This is a genomic window from Stenotrophomonas sp. BIO128-Bstrain (assembly GCF_030128875.1).
Lineage (GTDB): Bacteria > Pseudomonadota > Gammaproteobacteria > Xanthomonadales > Xanthomonadaceae > Stenotrophomonas > Stenotrophomonas bentonitica_A.
Genome location: NZ_CP124620.1, coordinates 1,262,943 through 1,285,289, shown reverse-complemented (window position 1 = coordinate 1,285,289; position 22,347 = coordinate 1,262,943). Strand labels below are relative to the sequence as shown.

The window sequence follows — 22,347 nt, the reverse complement described above, 5'->3', positions numbered from 1 at the left end:
GCCAATATGTTCATCGTCACGGGACAGTGTTGCACGTGCGCTGCCGCCTTGCAGCCGTCCCCGCTTCCGGAGCTCCCCATGCCCATCGCTGCCCCCACCTGGCCCCAGGCCACCACTGTCGACGAGATCCGCCACAACCTGCAGGCGGTCCGCGAACGCATCGCCCGCGCCTGCGCGCTGGCCGGTCGCGATCCGGCCAGCGTGCGGCTGCTGCCGGTCAGCAAGACCGTCGATGAAGCCCGCCTGCGCATGGCGTGGGACGCCGGCTGCCATGAGCTCGGCGAGAACAAGGTGCAGGAAGCCCAGCGCAAGGCCGCGGCCATGGCCGACCTGCCCGGCCTGCGCTGGTCGGTGATCGGCCACCTGCAGACCAACAAGGCGCGAGACGTGGCGCGCTTCGCCAGTGAGTTCCAGGCGCTGGACAGCCTGCGCGTGGCACAGGCACTGGATCAGCGGCTGGAACTGGAGCAGCGCACGCTGGACGTGTTCGTGCAGGTCAACACTTCCGGCGAGGACAGCAAGTACGGCCTGGACCCGATCGAGGTCGCCGATTTCGTGAAGCAGCTGCCGGCCTTCTCCAACCTGCGCGTACGCGGGTTGATGACGCTGGCAGTGTTCTCGCCCGATCCGGAACAGGTACGGCCGTGCTTCGCGAGACTGCGCGACCTGCGCGAGCGGCTGCGCCCCACGCTGCCGGCGGGCATCAGCCTGGAGGAACTCTCCATGGGCATGTCAGGCGATGTCGAGATCGCCATCGAAGAAGGGGCTACCGTCGTGCGCGTCGGCCAGGCCATCTTCGGTGCGCGCTCCACCCCGGACAGCCTCTACTGGCCGAGCCCGGCATGAGCCACTATCGCTTGATCATCCATTGCCACGATCAACGCTGGGGCCAGTTCGACAGCGAGGGCCCGCAGGCCCGCGAGCACCTCATCGCGCTGGCCGCCCGACTCCCCGATGCGGACGGTTTCCGTCTGCAGTGGCAACAGGCGATCGGGGAGCAACGGCTGCTGCACAGTGGGCCGGACGGACTGAAGGTGCTCAGCAGCGAGCCGGTGTACCGGGACATGCCTGCGCCCTGAACGGCCGCAGCCCGGGTTCACTCCAGGGCGCCCATCGCACGCCGATGCGCCGGCCGACACCGGATGTGCCATGCTCGCCCCGTTGCAACCCACCTGGAGAGCGTCATCATGGCCAAAGGCCTGAACCAACAGAAAGAGCAGAAAAAGAAACCTGCCAAGACCGCCAAGGAAAAGAAGGCGGAAAAGAATGAAAAGAAGACCACCCGCGGTTTCGCACCGGTCTGACGGCGGCCGCCCGCAGTTGCGCGGGCATCATGGGAGTGCGGCCACACTACGGTGTCCCGCAGCTCCTCCCCTCCGCGAACCGCAGCCGCTGGGCATCGGTCGCCGGGGGCAAGCCGAACAGCCGTGAGTAGTCCCGGCTGAACTGCGAAGGGCTTTCATAGCCCACGTTGAAGCCGGCCTCGGCCGCATCCAGGCCATCACTGACCATCAGTCGCCGCGCCTCCTGCATCCGCAGCTGCGTCCTGAAATCCAGCGGACTCATCGCCGTGACCGCCTTGAAGTGCGCATGGAAACTGGAACGGCTCATGCCGGCGATCCCGGCGATCTCTTCGATCCGGCAGGCCTCCCGGAAGTGCGTGCGGATCCACAGGATCGCGCGGGCAATCTGTCCTTGCCGGCTGTCGTTGAGGGTCATCGCGTGCAGCACGCCGCCATCGGGGCCGCGCAGCAGCCGGTAAAGGATCTCGCGCAATGCGAGCGGGCCCAGTGCTCCGGCGTCTTCCGGTGAATCCAGCAAGCAGACCAGGCGCGTGGTGGCATCCAGCAGCCCGGGCGTCATCGCGCCGAGCGACAGACCCGCGGCTGCCCGGTGCTCCGCAGCGGGCCGCGGGTACTGCAGCGCAAGCTCGCCCAGCACCGCCGCGTCCAGATCGAGCTGCAGGCTCAGATACGGCTGCGCTGCCGTTGCCTCGATCACCGAGCCCATGACCGGCAGCCCCACCGAGGCCATCAGGTAGCAGGTCGGATCGTAGTAATAGACGCTGGTGCCGAGCATCGCACGCTTGCGGCCCTGGGCCACGAAGCAGACGGTCGGCTCGTAGATGACCGGCATCGGCAGCGTCGGCGTGCTGCATCGGATCAGCTTCACGCCGGGCAACCGGCACTCGAAGGTGCCGTCGCGCGGTGCATGCCGGGCGATGGCATCACGGAACAGGTCAAGCGAGGGCATGCCGTGGTCTCCGGACGCGCGCCTGCGCGGGCGCTCATCTTCCCTTGCCTTCGGACGATCGTGCAAGTTTCCCGGAGGACGGTGCTACCGGCTCCGGGCATTGCGGCGGAACACTGGGCGTCCACGCAGGCAATCGCTGCCCACCCCGGAGAACAACCGCATGACCTCCCCCACCTCGCTTGATCACTACCGCCTGCTCGGCCGTTCCGGCCTGCGCGTCTCGCCCCTGTCGCTGGGCACGATGACCTTCGGTGCCGACTGGGGCTGGGGCGCGGACGACGCCGAAGCCCGGCGCATCTTCGATGCCTATGTCGACCGCGGCGGCAATTTCATCGACACCTCGGTGAACTACACCAATGGCGCATCCGAACGCATCCTCGGCCGCTTCGCCAAGGCCCAGCGCGACCGCCTGGTGCTGGCGACCAAGTTCACGATGGCGCGCGATGCCACCAACATCAATTCCGGGGGCAACCACCGCTACAACCTGGTGCGCTCGGTGGAAGCCAGCCTGCGCCAGCTTGCTACCGACCGCATCGACCTGCTGTATGTGCACGCCTGGGACTTCACCACCGGTCCGGAGGAAGTGATGCGCGCGCTGGATGATCTCGTCCGCGCGGGCAAGGTGCAGTACCTGGGCATCTGCAACACCCCGGCCTGGCGCGTGGCCGAACTGCAGACGCTGGCCGATCTGCGCGGCTGGTCGCCGTTGGTCGCGCTGCAGATCGAGTACAGCCTGGTCGAGCGCACCGTGGAGCACGAACTGCTGCCGATGGCCCAGGCCATGGGGCTGGGCGTGCTGCCCTGGTCCCCGCTCGGCGGTGGCATCCTGACCGGCAAGTACACCCACGCCGATCTCTCCGATGAGAACAGTGCGGACGTGGCGAGCAGTCGCAAGGGCGTGATCGCGTCGATCGGCCATCTCAACGAACGCTCGCTGGCGATTGCCACGGTAGTGGGCGAGGTGGCCGAGGAGCTGGGCGTGACGCGCTCGCAGGTGGCCATTGCCTGGACGCTGGTCAATCCGGCCGTGGTCTCGCCGATCATCGGCGCCCGTACCGTCGCGCAGGCGGAAGACAACCTCGGCGCGCTGGAGATCGTCCTCAGCGAGGCGCATCTGGCCCGGTTGGATGAGGCCAGTGCACCGGCACCGATCTTCCCCGCCCGCTTCATCGGCCGGCCGATGGCCCAGCAGTTGATCTTCGGCACCTCCACGCTCAGCGGGCGGAGGTAAGCCATGGCATCCTCTCCCCTTGGCGGGATGCTCGCCATGGCCATCACGGTGGCCACGCTCGCCGTTGGGCCAGTCATCCCGGTCGCCGCGGCGGCTGAAGCCACCCTGCCGCACACGACGCACAACAAGCAGGTGGTGACCGAGGCCTTCGATCGCTGGGCGGCCGGTGGTACGGCGTTCTTCGACGAAGTGCTCGCACCCGAGGTCGTGTGGACGATCGCCGGCTCCAGCCCGAGCGCAGGCACCTACCGCGGGCGGGAGGACTTCATCGCCCGCGCGGTGCGTCCCTTCGTCAGCCGGCTACGCACGCCGGTCCGCCCGACCTCCCAACAGATCTGGGCGGACGGCGAGCATGTGATCATCCACTGGACCGGCAACGCGGTAGCCCTGGACGGCAAGCCGTATCACAACGACTACGTCTGGATCTTCCGCATGCGCGATGACAGGGCGGTCGAGGTACAGGCCTTCCTCGACCTGGTGCCTTACGAAGATGTCCTCCGCCGGATCCCCGCCAAGAAGGCACCCTGACGCCTCCGCACCTTTGCCGGTATGCCGGTCACCCGCGGTGGCTCCCATGGGCATTCACGCCTCAGGCGTTGACGTCGACCACGGTGCGGCCCTGCACCCGCCCCTGCAGGACCTGGCTGGCCAGCGCCGGCACCTCGGCCAGACTGATCATCTGCGTGGTGCGGGCCAGCTTGCCCAGATCCAGATCGGCCGCCAGGCGCGTCCACGCCTGTTCGCGTGCGGAATACGGCGCGTTCACCGAATCGATACCGGCCAGGGTCACATTGCGCAGAATGAAGGGCAGCACGGAGCCCGGCAGATCGGCCCCCTGGGCCAATCCGAAGGCGGCGACCACGCCGCGATAGCGGGTCTGCGCCAGCACGTTGGCCAGCGTATGGCTGCCCACCGCGTCGATCGCACCGGCCCAGCGTTCCTTGGCGATCGGCGCGCCCGGCTCGGACAGCGTCGCGCGGTCAAGAATCTCGGCGGCGCCCAGTTCCTTGAGGTAGGCGGACTCCTCCAGCCGGCCGGTCGATGCCACCACTCGATAGCCAAGCGTGGACAGCAGCGCGATGGCGATGGAGCCGGCACCGCCGTTGGCACCGGTCACCAGGATGTCCCCCTGGTCCGGTGATACACCGCCATGCTCCAGCGCCAGCACCGACAGCATCGCGGTGTAGCCGGCCGTACCGATTGCCATCGCATCGCGGCTGGTGAACGCCTCGGGGATCTTCACCAGCCACTCGCCGGGCACGCGTGCCTTCTGCGCATAGCCGCCGTGGTGGGTCTGGCTCAACCCCCAACCGTTGACCAGCACACGGTCACCAGCGGTGTAACCGGGATGGCTGGAGGTCTCGACCACACCGGCCAGATCGATACCGGGGATCAACGGGAAGGTACGGATCACCGGTGAGCGACCGCTCAGCGCGAGGGCATCCTTGTAGTTCACCGTGGAGTACTCCACGGCCACGGTGACGTCGCCGGGCATCAGGTCCTGCTCGGTCAGCTGGACGACACCGGCGCTGATGGCATCGCCGGTCTTGGTGGCAAGGAGGGCGTTGAAGGACATGGGATCTCCGGTTGCGGTGCATGAGGGACAGTGCAGACCGGACCAGTGTGCGCACCTGGCCGTACCGTGGCGTTAAATCGCTGGGATCACTCCACAGTACAGAGCAGGGGCTCCGCCCGGAGATCGGCAGGAAGATGGCCGGCATGTCGGGCACCACACCGGAGAACATGGAGCTGTTCCTGGTGACCTGCATCAGCAGTACGGCGGTGCCGAGGCCTACCTGAAGTCCATCGGCGTCAACGAGGCAGAGATCGATCAGCTGAAGGTACGGTTGGATCAGGTGGGCTGGTGTGTTCATCCATCACGCGCCGGATCCACTCCGCGTAATGACTCATCCGCACATTGCACGTCACCTGCTCGTATCGCCCGGGCCGGGCCGTCAGCACATTGCCCTGGACGACTTTCCACGACCCCTGCCCGGCCAGCAGCCACTGGCCATCGTGCTCGACGAGCACGGGGCCACCGCTGTCACCGTTGCCCAGCGCACCCTCGAGCGGCAGCGCTTCTGGTGGTGCATCGAAGACATAGCAGAGCCAGCGGTCGTAGGCACTGGTGATCCGGTTGAATGCGCGGCGAAGGTCGGTGCGGTTGGGGCCATTGGGAGAGTGCCCGGTAGCACCGGTACCCGTCGCGCCCTTCCCCAGGATCTTTGCCACCTGACCGGCCTCGTCGCTGCCGCTGTAAAGCACAACAGGCGCGACGTCGGTGACGGGCGTCTTCAACTTGATCAGGGCAACATCATCGCCCGAGGCCAGAAACACCACGATCAGCATCGCCTCGCCACTGGCCATGGCCTGGTCGATCAACGTCTGCGGCAGCGTGCGATAGCCGGGATGGGTGACGACGCGCTCGACGTCCCGGGCACTTTCATTGATCACCACCTGCTTGAGGTCGGCATGCATCGGCAGCGTGTGCGCGGCGGTGAGCACCCACTGCGGTGCGATCAACGCGCCGTGGCCTTCGCCGGGCATGTCCACGAGGGCGGGAAATTCGGTGGCGGGAACGCGGTACCGCGCATCGTCCACGTCGTCGCGGATGACGATGGCATGGGCGGTCGAGGACGCGACCGTGAGCAGGGCGAGAATCAGGAATCCTTTCACGTGTGATGCCTTGAGGGTCTGACAGGGGCGTCCAAGCGACGGGCGGTGGGCTGAAGTCTGCGCTGCGTCGTTACGGCTCCCGCTCACGGGCTTCCAGCGCGCTGGCGAACTGTGCCATCAAACGCACCAGCTCCGATACCTCCTGCGCGGGCCACGACGCGAAGATCTCCCGGCCGATCCGCTCGCGTGCGGCGTCCAGCCGATCGGTCATCTCCTTGCCCTTCGGGGCGATGGTCGCCTCCCGGATACGGCGGTCCTGGGGGTTGCCGCGACGCGTGACCAGCTCCATCGCCGCCAGTTTGGCGACCTGCCGGCTGATGGTGGTGTAGTCGCGGCCCAGCCGATCGGCCAGCTCAACCACTCCGATCGGCCCGACCCGCTCGATCACCACCAGCAGGCGGAACAGGGCCTGGTCCAGCGTCACCCCCGCCTCCTGGATGAGCCGCTCATCGTTGCGCGGCCGGTTCATCACGCTGGCGAGGCTGACCATGGAAAGGTGCAGCGACTTCAATGCGGAAGAATTATGTGTATCTTGCACCTTATTTTTCGCAGGCATAGCATCCCCTCCAAGTAAGTGCATATTACACACACCTGGAGCGGCACAATGGGCAATACCCCTGATGTAGTGATCTGTGGTGCCGGCGCCGCCGGCCTCACCCTGGCCATCGAACTGGCCCGCCGCGGCGTGACATTCCGCCTGGTGGAGCAGCGGGAACAGCCCTTCCATGGCTCACGTGGCAAGGGCATCCAGCCGCGTAGCCAGGAAATCTTCGAGGACATGGGCATCATTGACAGACTGTTCGCCGCCGGCGGCCTCTATCCAGTCTCGCGGTCGCACCATGCCGATGGCACCGGCACGGACGCCGCGGTCATCGAGGCCGCCCCGGCAACACCGGCCGAACCCTATCGGCGGCCGCTGATGGTGCCGCAGTCCATGACCGAGGCCGTGATGCGCGATCGCCTCGCCGAGCTGGGCCACCGGGTCGAGTTCGGGCACGCAGTGATCGGGTTGGAACAGGACGCCAACGGCGTAAGCGTCCGCCTTGCCACGCCAACGGGCGAGCAGACCGTGCGCACGCGCTACCTGGTCGGCGCGGACGGCGGTCGGAGTTTCGTACGCCAGGCACTGGACATCGGCTTCCCGGGCAAAACACTGGGCGTGCGAGCGGTGGTGGCCGACATCGTGCTGCAAGGTCTGCCGCGCGATGCCTGGCACAACTTCAACGAAGACGACCCGCAGCGGCGGATCTCGCTGTGCCCGCTGATGGGAACGGCGCTGTTCCAGCTGCAGGCCCCCGTACCGCTCGACGGTGACGTGGACCTTTCCGTCGACGGGCTGGCGGACATGGTGCGCGTGCGTACCGGCCGCAATGATCTGGCGGTGCTTGATGTCTGTTGGGCCTCGGCGTACCGGATGAACGCGCGATTGGCCGACCGGTACCGCGACGGCCGCGTGTTCCTCATCGGCGACGCCGCCCACACGCATCCGCCCACCGGCGGCCAGGGCCTGAACACCAGCGCGCAGGACGCCTACAACCTCGGTTGGAAACTGGCGGCGGTGTTGAAGGGGGCGCCGCAGGCCCTGCTGGATACCTACGAGGAAGAGCGCCGCCCCATTGCAGCCTCGATGCTCGGGCTTGCCACGACGCTGCTCGCCCAGGCCCAGCGCGGCGACAACCGCCGCGGGCGCGAGGTCCAGCAGCTCGATCTCGCCTATGCTGAATCGTCACTCACGCTGCCTGCCGAGGCCCGCAGCGGACGCATCGCGCCGGGCAACCGGGCGCCGGATGCGCCGCTGCAGGGCGCGGGTGGACAGCGCGTGCGCCTGTTCGAGGTGCTGCGCGGAACGCATTGGACGTTGCTGGGTCACGAAGCGGACCGCGGCGCAGCGCCCTCAAGAAAGGGGTTGCATGTCCATATCATCGGCCACCGCGGTGATCTGCGCGATACCCAGGGCTGCTTCGCCGATGCGTATGGATTGCACGCGGGCGAGTGGCTGCTGATCCGGCCCGACGGCTACGTCGCGGCTGTCGTCGACACGCCGCACCTGGCGGCGCTGCTGGCGCATTTTGAACGCCATGCGCCGTGACGACGCATTACTTGCCGGCAGGACCCGCGCGGGCTCCCTCATCGCCCTGGGTCGCCTCGCGACTCTTCGCGAACTCCGGGAAGGTCTCGGCTATCGATGCCTTGTCGGGCAGCACGTAGAACACCCCGCCCCGCTGGAACGTGGATTCAATGATCTGCTCGTAGAACGCCGGCGAGACATTGATGCAGCCATGGGTGACGCGATTGTCGTCCGGTGACGCCGATGCCAGGCGCTCGGCCCGTCGCTCTTTCGGGACACCTGTCGCTGTGGGGTGGATGGAGACGGCGGAATCGTAGTCGACCCACAGGACGCGGCCCGCGTCGATGGACGGCCCAAAGCCCCCCACGAAGCGCCCGGCGGGCGTCGTGCGATCCCGGCCTGGAATTTCGCGAAGGGCGAGTCCGGCGATGCCGGGCGCGATATGGTCGCCGGTGGCCGAGCCGAACAGCCCCGGGGCGGCGCCGCGAAGTTTGCCTTCGCCGTCGAAGACCAGGATCTGCGCAGCGGCCTTGTCCATGATGGCGAACGGATAGCCCTGGCTGTCCTTGGTGGCGACAACCCACCCGGCCAGGTCAATGACGGTGTTGGAGACTTCCTGGCCCGGCGGAAGTTCGTCGACGGCGGCGGTCGGTTTCGCGACAGCCTCGTCGGCATTGGCCACGCCAATGCTCGCGAACGCCAGCGCCAGGGTCAGCGCCCCGCGAAGGGCCAGGACGGCAGGAGATGAGTGCGTACGGATGGGACACTTCCTTGCAAAGGACATTGCACGACCAACGGAGACCAGTGGCCTGCACAGGCCACCGGTCGCCGATTCAGACGTTGCACACAAACGGTGCAGCAGCGATCAACCGCGCGGCTTGCGGCGGGGCGCCTGTTCGAGCTGCTGGACGCGACCTTCGATCTGATCCAGACGCTGGTTGGCCTGCTGCGCCGACTGGTTGGCCGACTCGGCACTCTGGGCGGCGCCCTGCACCTTCGTGTCGAGTTGATCCAGGCGGGAGTTGATGGTGGCGAACTCGTCTTTATACGTAGCGCAGGCACTCAGGCCCACAGTTGCGATCAACGCCACTGTCAGCGTACGCGCCGTTGTCAGTTGCTGTTTTGTCAGGAACATTGCACTGCCTCCTTCGTATGGGGTGTTCGGACGATAGCGGCCTCATCGCCAGAGCCATGACCGGGGTTCAGTTGAAGCCGAAAGACGTAGACGGAACGTGAAGAAACTGAACACTTCCGATCAGACTTCGCCGTTGGCCTGCGCGTCCATCGCAACGCGTTTCAGGTGCGGCAACATGGCAAAGGCAAGGCCACGCCGCTGCTCCGCACGCATCCCCTGCCGCCTTTTCCAGCAGAGCCGCCAACACCGCGTGGTCGTCGTGACTGTCACGCAATCCGGCGTTGCCAACGGCATGCGCACGCCCTGCCTCGCCGGCAGGGTCGTACGAGTTTGACTGTCCGATACGTCACTCACCCGCATCGCCCGGATCACCCACGCCCAGTCCCCACACCTTCGTCAAACCCCACCCGTCGCCGCCCCGCTCCAGGCGCCATCCTTCGCGGAGTACGAGCGTCCAGCCTGGTCCCGTCCATCTGGAACCCGCGCCGTCCACTACGCCGCCGCTCACGCTGAGCAACGCCCAATCCCTGGACAGAAGCCCCCCGGATACTGCCGTCAACTCGCCCCACTCATCCCGTACCGTCAGCGGCGTATAGACCGTCCCGGCATCATCGAGCGGGAACAGCGAGCGGGGATCGAAGGAGATCGACGGGTTGCGCAGGGGCAGACGAACCGCATCGTTGCCGAGGAAACGCTCACGGTAGCCGGCACTGCGTCGCTCCCGCTCTTTTGCTCGCTCGCGCTCCTCTGCGCGTACCTCGTCGACGCCATAGCCGGCACCGCTCTGTGCGATGCCGGCCCCACGCCATGTGACGCCCAGCGCATCCGCCAGCAGCGCAGGCAACGTCGTGCCCGCAGACGCCCCGCGGCGCCACGCTGGCGACCAACGGTCGAGCAGCAGTCCGTACGCGGGCCCGGTCACGTACGCCGCCGAACGCACGAAACTCTGCGACGCATCCGCCTTGGCGAGTGCATCTACGGCGGCAGCTGTCGCATCGCCACCGTGGGTGGCCGCAGCGATCGCGCGTCCCGTGTACTCGGCCAGGCCTTCATTGCGCTCTACCTTGGCTTCTTCCTCCAGCGCGCGCGTCGGCGGTGCCGCGGCATCAGAACGCAGAGCCCTGTAGCCCAGCGCTGCTGCCGCGTGCTGGCGCGCTTGATGCTCGTCGCGCGTGGAAAGTGCCTGCGCCAGCGCGCGCATCTCCAGCCGCAACGCCGTGCGACCGGCCTCCCCATCCAGGTGTGCGGTGTCGCCCTCGGCGGCAGGCAGACCGAGGGCCGCTTGCACGCAGTGCCACTGCTCGTGCCAGAACAGCGTCGCCAATCCGTCCCGGTCGCCGGGAAGCGGCAGAAGCAGCAGGACGGCAGGGGCGCCATCGATCGTGATGCAGGTGTTGGCGGGCGGCTGGTCATTCCGCAGTACGACAGGCAGCGCGGCCCCTGTGGCGGTGTCTCTGCGCCAACTACTCCCGGAGGCGCGGTCATGCACGATCACCGGCGCGTCCAGCGGCATGCGCCACAGCGCCTGTGCGGCCTGCGTGGAGGCGGGTGCGTCCGCCACGGTGGCGATGCGGGTCAGCGCCTCCTCCACGCCCTCCGGCGGACGCTGGGCTGCAGCCATGCATGGCATCAGCCAGAGACCGGCGACGCTGGCTGCAACGGCGGCAGCAACGCTGTGTCGCCGAGGAAGGTGCCGCTGCTGCCCCGCCCGTTCTGCTGTGGACTTCCCTGCCCTCATCTCCGGCCTCTCCCTGACAGCACCCGCGCTGCGTCAGATCCGGACGGTAACCCACGCCAGCCCGCGATGTCATGACGTGCCGCTGGCGCGCTATCTCATGGCGCGCGCCGCGCGGCCACCCAGCGGGCGCCCAGGCGCCCGATACGCAGGCTTGGCGCGCCGGGCCCGGGCGATACCCTGGGGATCAGCGCCAGCCGCGATTGTGGTTGCGGCGGTCCTGGTTCCAGCGACGCTGGTCATGGCGGCGATCGTGATGGCTGGTGCGCTCGTAGCGGTGGCCACGGTCATAGCGACGATCACGGTCGTAGCGATCATTGCGGTTGTCGCGACGGTCCTTGGTGGTCACGTTGCCGATGGCGCCACCGGCCACTGCTCCGCCGGCGGTCATCAGCGGATCACCGTTGGACAGCACGTGCCCGGCTACGCCGCCCACGACGGCGCCGACCAGCGTGTTCTTGTCCTTGCGCGACATCGCATCCGCATTGCCTGCCGCGGTCACGCCAGCGGTCAGTGCCACTGCCAGGGCCAGGCCGCGGAAGCTGAAAAGGGTCGAGGTGATCATGGTGGGTTGCTCCTGGGGAACGGTGTTGAATCGAATCAGGTCGCCGAAGGTTGCCGGAACATTGCGTACCCCACGGATGAACCAACCCCCTGTTCAGGTTTCGTGGGCAGGGCGTGTTACGCCATCGGCCGCTTCACGTACGCATTTGTTATGGTGCCCTCCGTCAGCCCCTCCTCCCTGGAATCCCATGCCCCGTACGCCTTCCACCGCCCCCTCCGCAGCAACGATGAATACCCGCCTGGCAGCGGCGGTCGCGCGGTCGGGACTGGACGAGCAGGCGCTGCTCAAGGCGGCGACCAAAGAGGCCTATGAGCGGGTGACTGTACTGCTGACCACCAGCTATGCCGATTTCAGCCCCGAGCAGCAGCGCCGGATCCGGGCGCTGCTGGACACCGCGCCTGCGGCCAGGCGCGAGAAAGCCCCCAAGGTCGCCAAGGCCCCGAAGGAAGATCTGCCGCCCCGTTTCTGGTTGCCGCACAGCGGCGCCACCTGGTCGGGCCGCGGGCGCGTGCCGAACGCGTTCCTGTCCTGGGAAGGCACGGTCGCGCATACCGAATGGAAGAAGACCCACCCCGATCAGCGCTTCCCCTCCTATCCTGGCTGAGGCCGCAGCATGCCCCAGACCGTCATTCCGCAACTGCGCATGACCGATGCCGCGATCAGCGTGGCGTTCTACCAGCGGCTCGGGTTCGCGATCGACTGGGAACATCGCTTCGCACCGGACATGCCGCTGTTCGTCCAGATCAGCCGTGAGGGCCAGCAGATGTTCCTCAGCGAACACGCCGGCGACTGCGAGCCGGGGGGCGCCGTGTATTTTCATGTGCCTGACGTGGACGCATTGCATGCCGCGTTCGTTTCGGCCGGCGCGCCGGTCTTCCGACCGCCGGCCGATGTGCCGTGGGGCGGGCGCGAAATGATGGTGATCGACCCGGACCACAACCGGCTGCGCTTCGCCACGCAGGGTGACTGATCGAAGCGACTATGATGGTCGCCATTGAACGAAGCAGTGGTTGCAGATGAGTCGCGGAATCAAGATGCGCAAGGCAGTGGGCACGCACGGCACCCTGCACCGGGTGGGCGACCTGCAGAAGCGTCATGACGCGCAACAGACCCTGCCAACGCTGCTGTGCGATGGGTGCAACGTGCCGGTGAGATTCGTTCCCGAGCACAGCAGGCCCGGCGTGGACCGCGCCCCGCCCCTCCATTTGCCCGCCTACCTCGCCCTGAACAAAGGCAGCGGGCATCTGCCCGGGTGTCGCTACAACGCGCCCGCCCATCTGCAGGCCCTGCTTGCCGCCGGAGCCGATGCCGAGTTTCTGACGACCCTGGATGATGGGACGCACGAGCTTCGCTTGCTCATCCTCCAACACGCCCTGAAACGCGGCAGTGCGGGCCCGACGCTGCTGGCAGACGCACCGCTGGACGGTTACCTGCGCAGCCTCACCGACCTGCTCACGCTGCAGGCGATGTGCGAGGACGACACGCTGCTGGCCTCGCAGCTGACCCTGCGCCTGGGCAAGAAGCGGGTGGACTGGACGAATTTCCTCTACCGGCAGGAGCGCTACGACGCGGCATGGGAGCGGCTTGGCGCCGCCTCCAGCGAGCTGCCGATGGCACTGCTCGGAACCGTGCGGTCACATCGTACGCCGCAGCCCGGTGACCCCCATGGCGTCACCTTCCTCAATTGTGCCCCGAAGTATCAGCACACCGGCGTTACCGACCGCCGGGATTTCTACGAAGTCAGCGTCGGGCACACCGATGCTGCGTGGCTGAAGTCTTTCCCGGTGGGTGCGGAGATCGTGATGTTCGGGTTGTGGCGCCAGGGCAGGAGCAGTACCGCCTCCCGGCCGCATCCGACCGATCCACGCCGCACGATCACCAGCGTTACCCACAAGCTGGCCTTGCGGCCGAGCTTTGCCCGGCAGTTGACCCTGGTGGAGTGATTCGCTCGGTCGGCATGGTTTTCCTGTGATAGACAGCGCGCAACGCTAACGACATCCGAAGTTGTGGAGATGTATCACTACATTTCAAATGCGAATGGTTCGTGATACGATTGTTAAGATTTCTTGAAACCCCCACACGGACGTCCCCAGCCATCGCCAGCGGGCTCCCATAGCCACGGAGTATTTTCGCGATGTCGCACCCCTCCCCCTCTCCCCGTCGTTCCGCCGCCACCCTGGCCATTGCCATTGGCCTGGTGCTGACCGCCCAGGCGCATGCCGATGCTTCGGCGGACGCCGCCGCCTCGCCCCGCCAGATGGATACGGTCGTGGTCACCGCCACCGGCGCCCAGCAGTGGATCAAGGACGCCCCGGCCAGCATCAGCGTGATCACCCGCGAGGAGATCGAACGCAAGCCGGTCAGCAGCATCGGCCAGCTGCTGAGCACCGTCCCCGGCGTGACCGGTGGCTATGCGCTGTCCGGCGCGCAGTCCAAGATCCGCCTGCGCGGCCTGCCCGAGCAGTACACGTTGATCCTCATCGACGGCCGCCGCCAGGGCAATTCCTCCGGCGTGAACTACCGCGATGACCTGGGTCCGCAGGATCTGAACTGGCTCTCGCCGGACATGATCGAGCGCATCGAGGTGGTGCGCGGGCCGATGTCTTCGCTGTACGGCTCGGACGCGATGGGCGGCGTGATCAACATCATCACCCGCAAGATCGCCAACGAATGGGGTGGCTCGGTCACCTACAACTACAGCAAGCCGGATTCCCCGACCCGAGGTGACACCACCCAGATGGGCGCGCTGTTCAGTGGCCCGCTGACCGAGAATCTGGGCCTGCGCGTCGGTGCCAACGTGACCAATCGGGAATCGGACACCGGGCGGCGGCAGACGCCGGGCAACAAGGCCGAGAACGCCAATGCCCTGCTCAACTGGCGCATCAACGATGACCACACCGTGGGCTTCGAAGCCTCGCGCGGCGAGCAGCGAAACAGCGGCGCTGGTGACGTCGGCGCCTGGGGCCTGTCCAAGCTGGTGCAGACCGGCTATGTGGTCATGCACGATGGTCGCTACGGCGATGCCGCCACGTCCAAGACGACGCTGGTGCAGAACGATTACGAAGACAAGGGCAGCGCTGTCGGCAACCACTCCAAGGAGACGGTGTTCGATACCGCGTTCACCCGCAGCTTCCATTGGGGGTTCGAGCAGAGCTTGAACGTGGGCGGCCAGTGGAAGCGCGAGGAGCTCAAGAACGGCGATACCATCGGGACGGTGCCGGTGACCTGGACCGGCACGGGCCGGATCAGCCCGGTCAGTGAAGCTGACTCCTGGGCGCTGTTCGCCGAAGACCACATCACCCTGCACGAGCGTTTCATCCTGACCGTGGGCCTGCGCTGGGACAACACCGACAACTACGACGACAACCTCAGTCCACGCGTTTACGGCGTCTGGCACCCGTCCGATGACTGGACCGTGCGTGGTGGTGTCTCGCAGGGCTTCCGTGCACCGACGTTGAAGCAGGGCACGGCCGGCGCGGCGACGCAGTCCGGTGGCAACGGCTGCACTGCCCTGACCGCCGAAGGCTGGACCAATCGCTCGGTCAGCGCCGATGGCACCACCGGCTGCTACATGGCCGGCAATCCCAACCTGGAACCGGAAACCAGCACCAACTACGAGCTGGGCGTCGGCTTCGACAAGAACGGCTGGTCGGCCTCGGCCACCTACTTCCTCACCGATTTCGACGACAAGATCCAGCAGGTTCCGCTGCGCGAGATTCCGGGCCAGACCACCAGCTTCGTCAACGGATTCTGGTGGACGGTCGCGCAGAACATCCAGAAGGCCCGCACCCGCGGCGTCGAAGCCAGCGTCACGGTGCCCCTGCATGAGCGACTGAACTGGATCACCAATGCCACCCGCATGCTGGAGTCGAAGAACCGCACCACCGGTGCGAGCCTGCTGGTGGTGCCCAAGCTGACCGCCAACACCTCGCTGGACTGGCAGGTGACCGATGCGTGGTCGCTGAACCTGAGCGCGCAGCACATCGGCGAGCAGCTGGTGTCCTCCACCAGCGCCACCTTCGCCAAGGCGTACACCACCTGGGATCTGGTCACGGGCTACGACGTCAATGAGCACCTGACCGTGCGTGCCGGCGTGCTCAACCTCGGCGATGTCTCCACCATCGAGGAAGGCAACAACTACGACGGCGGTGCACGCACCTTCTTCGTGGGTGCCACGGCGCGGTTCTGACCGCGCCGGGTCGAGTGCAGACCTGAAGCAACGAAGGGCGGCGCGGACTTAACCGCGCCGCCCTTCTGCGTTGTGGAGCAGCGCGTCGTTGCGCGCCACCGTCCATGCCCGCAACCCCATCACGGCCAGGCCGACGAACACCAGATACAGCACGGCGGTCACGTGCAGGGATTTGACCAGGTACATGCCCACATACACGACGTCGACCAGGATCCACAGCCACCACGCCGCCGTGTGCCGGCGCGCCTGCCACCACTGGGCGACCAGGCTCAGCGCGGCCAGCATCGCATCCAGCCACGGCAGCGCAGCGTTGGTGTAGACATGCATCGCCGCGCCGAGGGCGAGGCCGAACACCACGCCGATGGACAGATCACGCCACAGGGCGACCCGCGCCAACGGCACGATCGCGACCCGGCCATCGTCCTCGACCTGGCCACGCCAGCGCACCCAGCCGTAGACCAGGAAGCCACCGAACACGATCTGCAGCAGCGTGTCCGAGTACAGCCTGGCTTCGACAAAGACCAGTGCATACAGCGCGACCGAGATCAGCCCCACCGGCCAGGCAAGGGTCACCCGTCGCGTCATCAGCCACACGCCGAGCATGCTGACGATGGCGGCCGACCATTCCAGGATGGCCGGGTTCATAGCGCGAAGGTGACCGACAGCCGGGCCTGACGCGGCGCGCCCGGGAACAGGTAGTAGTCGCCCGAGCTGCTGCCGGTGTCACGCCAGTAGAAGCGGTTGAACAGATTGTCCACCGAGAGGTTCCAGGTCACCGGATGCTCACCCACCCGGTGTTTGAAGCGCAGCCCGGCGTCGAACACGCTGTAGGCCGGCGCACTGACGCGGCCGTCGGCCGTGGCCACATTGGAGGAGGCATAGCGCCAACCACCGGTCAGCCCCAGGCCCGTGACGAACGGCAGCTGGTACTCCGCATGCACGGTCGCGCGCGTCTTCGGCACGTTGATCAGCTGGTGACCTTCGTAATCCGGCGTGCCTGCATCGCGTGCGCGGGCGCGCAGCACACTGGCGCTGGCGGTCAGCGACAGGCGCTCGCTGAGCTGCCCCTGTGCGGTGAGTTCCAGCCCGGTGTGGGTCTGCTGCCCTTCTTCGACGAAGGTGTAGCCCGCGTCGCTGTCGTCCGGCCTGGCGTACTGGAACGGCTGCGAGGTGCGGAACAGTGCCGCACCCAGCCTCAGCGCATCACTGGGCACGTACTTGATGCCCACTTCGGTCTGGCGCGACAGCACGGACGGCAGGAACGCACCGTCGTTGGAGGTCCAGAACGGCGCTTCCTGGCCAAGCGAGATGCCCCGCACGTAGCTGACGTACGCATTGACCTCATCGGTCGCCTTCCAGACCAGCGCGGTCTGCGGCAGGAACCGCGACAGGCGGCTGTGCCGCTCGGGATTGCCGCGCTTGTCGTAGGCACGCTCGTCCAGCCGGACGAAGCGGCCACCGGCCAACCACTGCCAATCACCGAAGCTCATCCGGTCCAGCGCGAACACCGCCGTCTGCGCACTGTCCAGGCGCCGCGCGGACGGGCCCGGCATCAGCGGCGACGGGTCGAACTGCGGCACCTGTGCATCATGGATGTTGGCCGTGCCGACGTACTCGTTGACGTTGCGGCGCTTGTCCACGGTGCGCTCGAATCGATCCGCGCCAATACTCAGTTCGTGCCGGATCTCACCGGTGGCGAAACTGCCACGCAGCTCGCCACGGAACTCCAGGTTGCGGCGGGTGTCGTCCGGGCTGCGGTAATCGTAGATGTCATAGTCGCCGTTCGGCGCGAAGTAGTTGCCTGGAACGCTGCCATCGGCGCAGCCGGCGGCGTAGTAGCAGCCGTAGGCAAAGGCGACGTTGTCGTCGATCACCGAGCGGCTGTAGCTGGCGGAAATGCGCGACTGCCAGTTCGGACTGAAATCGAAGGTATGCAGCGCGGTCAGGTTGGTGCTGTCGATGCCGACCGGCCGCTGCCAGGCCTGATAGCCCAGCAGGTGCTTGCGGTCCACGCCACGCGGCAGCTCGGTGGCCCCCAGCAGCTGATAGCCCGAGGCCGAGCGCTGCGCGCTGGTCTGGTAGTTGGCATCCACTTCCAGTTTGCCGCGCTCGCCGATCAGCCAGTCGGTGGCCAACGAATAGAAGTTGCGGCGACCGTCGGCATGATCGATGTAGGAATCGCTGTCTTCCCAGGCGGCATTGAAGCGCACGCCGAAACGCGGCGAGAGCCAGTGGCCCAGATCCACGGCGGTGTAGCGCGAGCCTTCCGAGTCGGTGCCGAGGGTGACAGTGCGGACCTCGGCCGGGCGCTTGCCCACGTAGTTGATGATGCCGCCCGGGGCCATCACACCGGCGGCGAGGCCGGCCTCGCCCTTGAGGATTTCCACCGCCTGGATGTTCTCCAGCGCCAGCCGCTGCTCACCGGTGATGGCCAGCCCGTTGAAGCGGTAGCCGGTGCCGGTATCCAGCGGGAAGCCGCGTATCGCGATGTTCTGGTAGTAGCCGACCGGCGCGTAGCTGTCGCCCAGCGACCCATCATTGCTGGCCAGCTCGGACAGCGTCCGGACCTGGCGGCTGTCGAGCAGGTCGCGATCGAGCACGTTCACCGAGGCCGGCGTGCTTTTCCAGTCGCCGGCGCCGAAGCTGCCGGTCTGCGTGGCGGTGGCTGCCGGCTGATGCGCCTGCACGCGCACGGCGGCCAGTTCCGTCGGCGAGCGCTCGGGCGCCTCGGCGAGTTCATTGGCATGAAGGGGCAGCGCGGCGCAGAGGGCGGCGGACAACAACGTAGGGCGGAAGCAGCGGTTCATTCGATTCGTCATCAGCTGGAGGAGACGAAGCGAAGGCGCGCACGCGCACCGACCCATCACGGCGGTATGCCTGCTGCTCAAAGCTCCCTACGCCGGTGCAAACCGGATCAGGTTCCAAGGGACTCTCTCAGCCTGGTTTCGCCAGGCACCCCCGCTTCTGTGACTATTTCACTACAAATGGTACGGATTTGCGAGCCCGCCCTTCAGGCGGCCGCGTGCAGCGCCTTCAACAGGCCCTGCCCGGCCGCGCTGCTGAACCAGTCAGCGTGGCCCAGCAGGAAGGTGTGGTAGGCCACGTCGGCATTGGCAGGCGAGTGCGTCACGCCCTGGAAGTACTCCACTTCCGACAGCGCGAAATCCAGCTGCACGATGGGCAGCAGATCAGCCAGCAGATGCACGCGCTCGGCCGACAGCGGCACGATCTCGCGGTAGCCGGCCAGCAGCGCCAGCGCGATATCCACGCGCACGGCCGCCTCGCCGCTTTCCAGCGCCAGCCAGGCAATGGCGTTGCGTTCGATGGCGGTCGCAAGGTCGAACAAGGCACTGGTCGGTGAGGCAAGACCCAGATCAAGCACGGTATCGACCACGGTGGCACCTCCTTGCTGGCGCCAGAGCAGATTGGAAACATGCCAGTCGTTGTGCGCCCACAGGCGCGGCTCGGCCTGCAGGCGCGCGGCCAGGCCGGCGTGCCACGGCGCAACGGCCCGCCGCAGATCACCCTGCCAGTCCTGCCGCGCGAGATAGGCAGCCAACCCGGGACGACCCGGAAGATCGGCCTGGATGGCGGCGATGGGGTCGGCGGCACGGATCAGATCATCCCGTGCGACCAGCAGATGGGTGCTGCGCTGGGGCGCGTGATAGCAGGCCGACGCGCTGTGCAGCTCGGCCAGCATGCGCCCGGCTTCGCGCGCCTGCGCGGTATCGGTCAGCGGCGTCCAGGAAGGTGCGTCGCGGTACAGATCCTGGCCCTGGCCGACGCTATGCAGCTCGTAGGTCCAACCCTCGTGCTCCACTGCCGTGGCGCCATCGTGGTCACCCAACACCTCGACCACCGGCACGCCGTGATCGGCCAGATGCTGGATGAAGCGATGCTCCTCGGCCAGGCTGGCTGCCGTGCGGACGCTGCCATGGTGGCGCTTGACGAACACCCGCTTCCCGTCGGCCTCGACGATGGCGGCGGCGGACATCGGCCGCGGGCTGTGCCACACCAACCGGCCAGCGCCGGCCAGCGGTGCGAAGCGCTCGCGCAGCCAGCTGACCTCGCGTTCGGTGATGGCGGGCCAGTCGGCGGCCACCTCATCGTTGTTGAGGCCTTGGACGCGGTGGGTGCTGTTGCTCATGGAATGACGGGTCGATGACGGGCAAAGTGCGCGCTGTCGCCAGACAGTGGGCGCGGCGAGGATAGCAAGCCGGGCCCGGCAAGGGGGAGGCAGATGCCTGCCCTCAGCGCTTGCTGTCGCTCGCCTTTGCTGCGGCCGGCGTGGCCGGCAGCAGACGAGGCTGCTCGGCATACCAGTCACGCGCACCGGCGAGGTGCCACTTGCGCTGCTCGCCCTGCAGCTCGATGCCGGCGCCCAGCACGCCCCAGCGCAGATACAGGTCGCCCCGGCGCTTGCCATGACTCAGATCCAGCCGCGCCTGCAGGGACAGCCGCTCATTCTCGGCCTGCAGGTCCTCCACGATCAGCTCGCCACTGCGCCAGCGCAGCTGCCCACTGGCCTGCACCTCGCCGGAATCCAGCATCCCCAGCACCCAGCGCGGGTACTCGCTGCGCTGGGCGAATACCCCGAGCAACGGCCCGGCATCGCGCAGGCGCAGGTCGGCCAGCCCATCCACCTGGAATGGCGCCGCCGCATCGATGTGGCCGCTGCGGATCGCCACCTTGCCCCACCAGCGCCCGTCACTCTTTTCATCGCCTACATGGATGTTGCGCAGCTCCACCGTGGTGCCGCCCAGATCGAACTGGCGGCTGTCGAAATCCGCACGCTGCAGGCGCGCCTGGAGTTGCGCATCGCCGCGCATCGCAATACCGGCGACGCTCAGCCGGGCACCGGTGCCGCGCAGATCGGCACTGCCCTTGCCGACCCGCCCGGAGGCATCCAGTGAGACATCCCCACTGAGCAGGCCGGTCCCGCCGAGCAGGCGCACGTTGTCGTTGCCCAGGTAACGGTTGTAGGCGGTCAAATCCGGTACCCGCGCATCGGTGAAGCGGAGCTGGGCGCGCATGCCGTCGCTCAGCTGCTTCAGGCGCGCATCACCGCGCAGGTTCAGCGCAAGTTGCCGCCCATCGAACAACAGTGCCTTGGGTGCATTGGTCGGCGCGGCCTGGAAGCGCGGGATCTGTACCTTCAGTTCGGCCTGCGCAGGCGTGCCCTCGACAATCCGGCCCTGCGCCTGGGCATCGCCCCGCATGCGGACGCCGGCGACTTCGGCCACCGCCGCCACCTGCGGAATATCCACTGTGCTGCCCGGTGCGAGCTCGCCGTCGGCAAGAATGATGTCAGCCTTGAGCAGACCGCCACCGTCGAGATGGAACCACGGCTTTTTCACGAACAGATCGCTGATCCAGTTCAGCGACTGGAACTGCCATGCGCCCTGGACCTTGCCGGACAACCGCGGCAGCAGCTCGGCAGGCGCCTGGAACGGAATCTTCCGGCCGGTCACGCGGAGATCGGCGTTGAGCTCACTGCCCGTCTCCGGGTCACGCGGCAGCCGCGCCTGCACCCGCATGTCCTGCGCCACGTCCAGCTGCAGCGACAGCAGGCCGCGGTCATCTGCGTGTACGCCGGCGTGCAATGGCAGCCGCCAGACCAGACGGCTGCCGGGACGCAGCGCCCCCTGCTCCAACGTCACATCGGCAGTGAGGCGCGCATTGGAGACCGCGCTGCCGACCTTGACGTGCGGGCCGCCGGTGTCGATGCGCAGCCCCTGGCTGCGCGCGTCGATCTGCAGCTGCGCCCAGGTGATCCCGAGCTTCTGCAGGCCCGGCGCGTCGTCACGGTAATGCCGCGGGAAGTGGAACCGTGCGGCGATATGGGCATCGTCCAGCACGTTCACGCCATCGAAGCTGACCTGGGCGTCATCGAAGCCGGCGGTGGAGTCGAACAGCTCCGAAGGCCCACCTTTGAGCTGCTTGAGGAACCCGACATTCCCGTGCCCCTGGCCGACGATCAGGAGCTTGCCGAAGCGCCCACTGCGGATCGTGTCGCTGTGGATCGCATCGAAACGCAGGGTCCAGCCACGGTCGCCGCGCGGCGGCGGCGGAATGGCGTTCTCGACCCGTTCGACCTCCGCTTCCACGCCCGTCGCGTCGATCCGCGGAATACGCACTTCCTTGCGCAACAGCGCCGGCAGGTCGATCCACGCACTGGCCCGATCGGCACGGAACACGTACTGGGTACGATTGGCCTGGCCGCGCATGCGGATGTTCCAGACCACGGCCTGCCCCGGCATCAAGGTCACCGCCGGGCCGGTCTGCATCGTGAATTTTTCAGGTTTGCGGTTGGTCACCGCATCGAACAGCGGCGTGTTGAGGAATACGTTGCCCGCCAGCAGGTACAGCGCATACAGCGCCAGCAGCGAGAGCAACGCCACGCGCCACGGCCGGGGCCAGCGCTGGACGCGCTCGGGAATCAGGGGCATGTGGATCCGCGACAGGAAGCAGGATGACGGCCCACTATCGGCAACG

Annotated in this window: 21 protein-coding genes and 1 riboswitch; of the genes, 9 read left to right on the top strand and 12 right to left on the bottom strand. The window is 67.1% G+C overall.

The annotated features are described in order from the left end of the window. Positions 1 to 78 precede the first annotated feature (78 nt). Both POS15_RS05795 and POS15_RS05790 read left to right on the top strand, forming a co-directional pair. The gene (locus POS15_RS05795; protein WP_019185062.1) at positions 79 to 846 is read left to right on the top strand and encodes a YggS family pyridoxal phosphate-dependent enzyme; all 768 of its coding nucleotides are present in this window, start codon (positions 79 to 81) and stop codon (positions 844 to 846) included. Continuing rightward, the gene (locus POS15_RS05790; RefSeq protein WP_019185061.1) at positions 843 to 1,079 is read left to right on the top strand and encodes a hypothetical protein; all 237 of its coding nucleotides are present in this window, start codon (positions 843 to 845) and stop codon (positions 1,077 to 1,079) included. The genes POS15_RS05795 and POS15_RS05790 overlap by 4 nt, the downstream gene beginning before the upstream one ends. Positions 1,080 to 1,350: 271 nt before the next feature. Here the strand turns inward: POS15_RS05790 and POS15_RS05785 are convergent, their stop codons facing one another. After that, complete coding sequence (locus POS15_RS05785; RefSeq protein WP_019185059.1) at positions 1,351 to 2,253, bottom strand: AraC family transcriptional regulator; 903 nt, start codon at positions 2,251 to 2,253, stop codon at positions 1,351 to 1,353. A 160-nt stretch (positions 2,254 to 2,413) separates the two neighbouring features. Between POS15_RS05785 and POS15_RS05780 the strand changes: the two genes are divergently transcribed. Beyond that, a complete protein-coding gene (locus tag POS15_RS05780; protein ID WP_019185058.1) occupies positions 2,414 to 3,484 on the top strand; it encodes an aldo/keto reductase in 1,071 nt (356 codons plus the stop codon). 3 nt (positions 3,485 to 3,487) lie between these two features. Beyond that, positions 3,488 to 4,012 (top strand): nuclear transport factor 2 family protein, encoded by a 525-nt coding sequence (locus tag POS15_RS05775; RefSeq protein ID WP_037553735.1) that lies wholly within the window; start codon positions 3,488 to 3,490, stop codon positions 4,010 to 4,012. Positions 4,013 to 4,073: 61 nt separating this feature from the next. Here the strand turns inward: POS15_RS05775 and POS15_RS05770 are convergent, their stop codons facing one another. The 3 genes from POS15_RS05770 to POS15_RS05760 form a co-directional block, all read right to left on the bottom strand. Next, positions 4,074 to 5,060: an MDR family oxidoreductase gene (locus POS15_RS05770; protein ID WP_284129182.1), complete on the bottom strand. Its 987-nt coding sequence runs from the start codon at positions 5,058 to 5,060 to the stop codon at positions 4,074 to 4,076. Positions 5,061 to 5,296: 236 nt separating this feature from the next. Then, entirely contained in the window at positions 5,297 to 6,160 is an 864-nt protein-coding gene (locus POS15_RS05765) for a trypsin-like serine protease (protein ID WP_019185054.1), read from the bottom strand. Positions 6,161 to 6,230: 70 nt separating this feature from the next. After that, a complete protein-coding gene (locus POS15_RS05760) occupies positions 6,231 to 6,650 on the bottom strand; it encodes a MarR family winged helix-turn-helix transcriptional regulator (RefSeq protein WP_019185053.1) in 420 nt (139 codons plus the stop codon). Between the two features lie 114 nt (positions 6,651 to 6,764). Here POS15_RS05760 and POS15_RS05755 point away from each other — a divergent pair, with 114 nt between their 5' ends. Next, complete coding sequence (locus POS15_RS05755; RefSeq protein WP_019185052.1) at positions 6,765 to 8,249, top strand: FAD-dependent oxidoreductase; 1,485 nt, start codon at positions 6,765 to 6,767, stop codon at positions 8,247 to 8,249. Between the two features lie 7 nt (positions 8,250 to 8,256). Here POS15_RS05755 and POS15_RS05750 read toward each other — a convergent pair whose 3' ends face one another. The 4 genes from POS15_RS05750 to POS15_RS05735 all read right to left on the bottom strand — a co-directional run bounded on the left by POS15_RS05750 (position 8,257) and on the right by POS15_RS05735 (position 11,663). After that, positions 8,257 to 8,937, bottom strand: a complete 681-nt coding sequence (locus POS15_RS05750; RefSeq protein ID WP_026070074.1) for a L,D-transpeptidase — start codon at positions 8,935 to 8,937, stop codon at positions 8,257 to 8,259. A 156-nt stretch (positions 8,938 to 9,093) separates the two neighbouring features. Beyond that, on the bottom strand, positions 9,094 to 9,363 hold the full coding sequence (locus tag POS15_RS05745; protein WP_019185050.1) for a membrane protein: 270 nt from the start codon (positions 9,361 to 9,363) through the stop codon (positions 9,094 to 9,096). Positions 9,364 to 9,709: 346 nt separating this feature from the next. Further along, positions 9,710 to 10,984 (bottom strand): hypothetical protein, encoded by a 1,275-nt coding sequence (locus POS15_RS05740; protein ID WP_284129181.1) that lies wholly within the window; start codon positions 10,982 to 10,984, stop codon positions 9,710 to 9,712. A 301-nt stretch (positions 10,985 to 11,285) separates the two neighbouring features. Continuing rightward, complete coding sequence (locus tag POS15_RS05735) at positions 11,286 to 11,663, bottom strand: glycine zipper 2TM domain-containing protein (protein ID WP_070470822.1); 378 nt, start codon at positions 11,661 to 11,663, stop codon at positions 11,286 to 11,288. 226 nt (positions 11,664 to 11,889) lie between these two features. Between POS15_RS05735 and POS15_RS05730 the strand changes: the two genes are divergently transcribed. The 4 genes from POS15_RS05730 (at position 11,890) to POS15_RS05715 (ending at position 15,852) form a co-directional block, all read left to right on the top strand. Next, positions 11,890 to 12,267: an H-NS family nucleoid-associated regulatory protein gene (locus POS15_RS05730; protein ID WP_046272557.1), complete on the top strand. Its 378-nt coding sequence runs from the start codon at positions 11,890 to 11,892 to the stop codon at positions 12,265 to 12,267. Positions 12,268 to 12,276: 9 nt separating this feature from the next. Continuing rightward, positions 12,277 to 12,633, top strand: coding sequence for a VOC family protein (locus POS15_RS05725; RefSeq protein ID WP_019185044.1), 357 nt, complete (start codon positions 12,277 to 12,279; stop codon positions 12,631 to 12,633). Between the two features lie 64 nt (positions 12,634 to 12,697). Next, on the top strand, positions 12,698 to 13,606 hold the full coding sequence (locus tag POS15_RS05720; RefSeq protein ID WP_284129180.1) for a hypothetical protein: 909 nt from the start codon (positions 12,698 to 12,700) through the stop codon (positions 13,604 to 13,606). Between the two features lie 191 nt (positions 13,607 to 13,797). Then, the gene (locus POS15_RS05715; protein ID WP_266084451.1) at positions 13,798 to 15,852 is read left to right on the top strand and encodes a TonB-dependent receptor; all 2,055 of its coding nucleotides are present in this window, start codon (positions 13,798 to 13,800) and stop codon (positions 15,850 to 15,852) included. A gap of 48 nt (positions 15,853 to 15,900) precedes the next feature. Here the strand turns inward: POS15_RS05715 and pnuC are convergent, their stop codons facing one another. The 4 genes from pnuC to POS15_RS05695 form a co-directional block, all read right to left on the bottom strand. Next, positions 15,901 to 16,497, bottom strand: a complete 597-nt coding sequence (pnuC, locus tag POS15_RS05710; protein ID WP_019185041.1) for a nicotinamide riboside transporter PnuC — start codon at positions 16,495 to 16,497, stop codon at positions 15,901 to 15,903. After that, the gene (locus tag POS15_RS05705; RefSeq protein ID WP_284129179.1) at positions 16,494 to 18,659 is read right to left on the bottom strand and encodes a TonB-dependent siderophore receptor; all 2,166 of its coding nucleotides are present in this window, start codon (positions 18,657 to 18,659) and stop codon (positions 16,494 to 16,496) included. Before POS15_RS05705 ends, pnuC begins: the two co-directional genes overlap by 4 nt. Before the next feature lie 67 nt (positions 18,660 to 18,726). Continuing rightward, positions 18,727 to 18,822: riboswitch (TPP riboswitch) on the bottom strand. A 40-nt stretch (positions 18,823 to 18,862) separates the two neighbouring features. Then, positions 18,863 to 19,999: a phosphotransferase gene (locus tag POS15_RS05700; RefSeq protein WP_284129178.1), complete on the bottom strand. Its 1,137-nt coding sequence runs from the start codon at positions 19,997 to 19,999 to the stop codon at positions 18,863 to 18,865. 103 nt (positions 20,000 to 20,102) lie between these two features. Next, positions 20,103 to 22,301 (bottom strand): hypothetical protein, encoded by a 2,199-nt coding sequence (locus POS15_RS05695; RefSeq protein WP_046272553.1) that lies wholly within the window; start codon positions 22,299 to 22,301, stop codon positions 20,103 to 20,105. Between the last annotated feature and the right edge of the window lie 46 nt (positions 22,302 to 22,347).

What these genes read in the sequence shown, in the direction of transcription:
- pnuC (WP_019185041.1), bottom strand. Translation starts at nt 16,497, where the DNA reads ATGAACCCGGCCATCCTGGAATGGTCGGCCGCCATCGTCAGCATGCTC.
- POS15_RS05715 (WP_266084451.1), top strand. Translation starts at nt 13,798, where the DNA reads ATGTCGCACCCCTCCCCCTCTCCCCGTCGTTCCGCCGCCACCCTGGCC.
- POS15_RS05770 (WP_284129182.1), bottom strand. Translation starts at nt 5,060, where the DNA reads ATGTCCTTCAACGCCCTCCTTGCCACCAAGACCGGCGATGCCATCAGC.
- POS15_RS05725 (WP_019185044.1), top strand. Translation starts at nt 12,277, where the DNA reads ATGCCCCAGACCGTCATTCCGCAACTGCGCATGACCGATGCCGCGATC.
- POS15_RS05790 (WP_019185061.1), top strand. Translation starts at nt 843, where the DNA reads ATGAGCCACTATCGCTTGATCATCCATTGCCACGATCAACGCTGGGGC.
- POS15_RS05785 (WP_019185059.1), bottom strand. Translation starts at nt 2,253, where the DNA reads ATGCCCTCGCTTGACCTGTTCCGTGATGCCATCGCCCGGCATGCACCG.
- POS15_RS05775 (WP_037553735.1), top strand. Translation starts at nt 3,488, where the DNA reads ATGGCATCCTCTCCCCTTGGCGGGATGCTCGCCATGGCCATCACGGTG.
- POS15_RS05720 (WP_284129180.1), top strand. Translation starts at nt 12,698, where the DNA reads ATGCGCAAGGCAGTGGGCACGCACGGCACCCTGCACCGGGTGGGCGAC.
- POS15_RS05740 (WP_284129181.1), bottom strand. Translation starts at nt 10,984, where the DNA reads ATGGCTGCAGCCCAGCGTCCGCCGGAGGGCGTGGAGGAGGCGCTGACC.
- POS15_RS05760 (WP_019185053.1), bottom strand. Translation starts at nt 6,650, where the DNA reads ATGGTCAGCCTCGCCAGCGTGATGAACCGGCCGCGCAACGATGAGCGG.
- POS15_RS05755 (WP_019185052.1), top strand. Translation starts at nt 6,765, where the DNA reads ATGGGCAATACCCCTGATGTAGTGATCTGTGGTGCCGGCGCCGCCGGC.
- POS15_RS05700 (WP_284129178.1), bottom strand. Translation starts at nt 19,999, where the DNA reads ATGAGCAACAGCACCCACCGCGTCCAAGGCCTCAACAACGATGAGGTG.
- POS15_RS05780 (WP_019185058.1), top strand. Translation starts at nt 2,414, where the DNA reads ATGACCTCCCCCACCTCGCTTGATCACTACCGCCTGCTCGGCCGTTCC.
- POS15_RS05745 (WP_019185050.1), bottom strand. Translation starts at nt 9,363, where the DNA reads ATGTTCCTGACAAAACAGCAACTGACAACGGCGCGTACGCTGACAGTG.
- POS15_RS05730 (WP_046272557.1), top strand. Translation starts at nt 11,890, where the DNA reads ATGAATACCCGCCTGGCAGCGGCGGTCGCGCGGTCGGGACTGGACGAG.
- POS15_RS05795 (WP_019185062.1), top strand. Translation starts at nt 79, where the DNA reads ATGCCCATCGCTGCCCCCACCTGGCCCCAGGCCACCACTGTCGACGAG.
- POS15_RS05735 (WP_070470822.1), bottom strand. Translation starts at nt 11,663, where the DNA reads ATGATCACCTCGACCCTTTTCAGCTTCCGCGGCCTGGCCCTGGCAGTG.
- POS15_RS05695 (WP_046272553.1), bottom strand. Translation starts at nt 22,301, where the DNA reads ATGCCCCTGATTCCCGAGCGCGTCCAGCGCTGGCCCCGGCCGTGGCGC.
- POS15_RS05705 (WP_284129179.1), bottom strand. Translation starts at nt 18,659, where the DNA reads ATGAACCGCTGCTTCCGCCCTACGTTGTTGTCCGCCGCCCTCTGCGCC.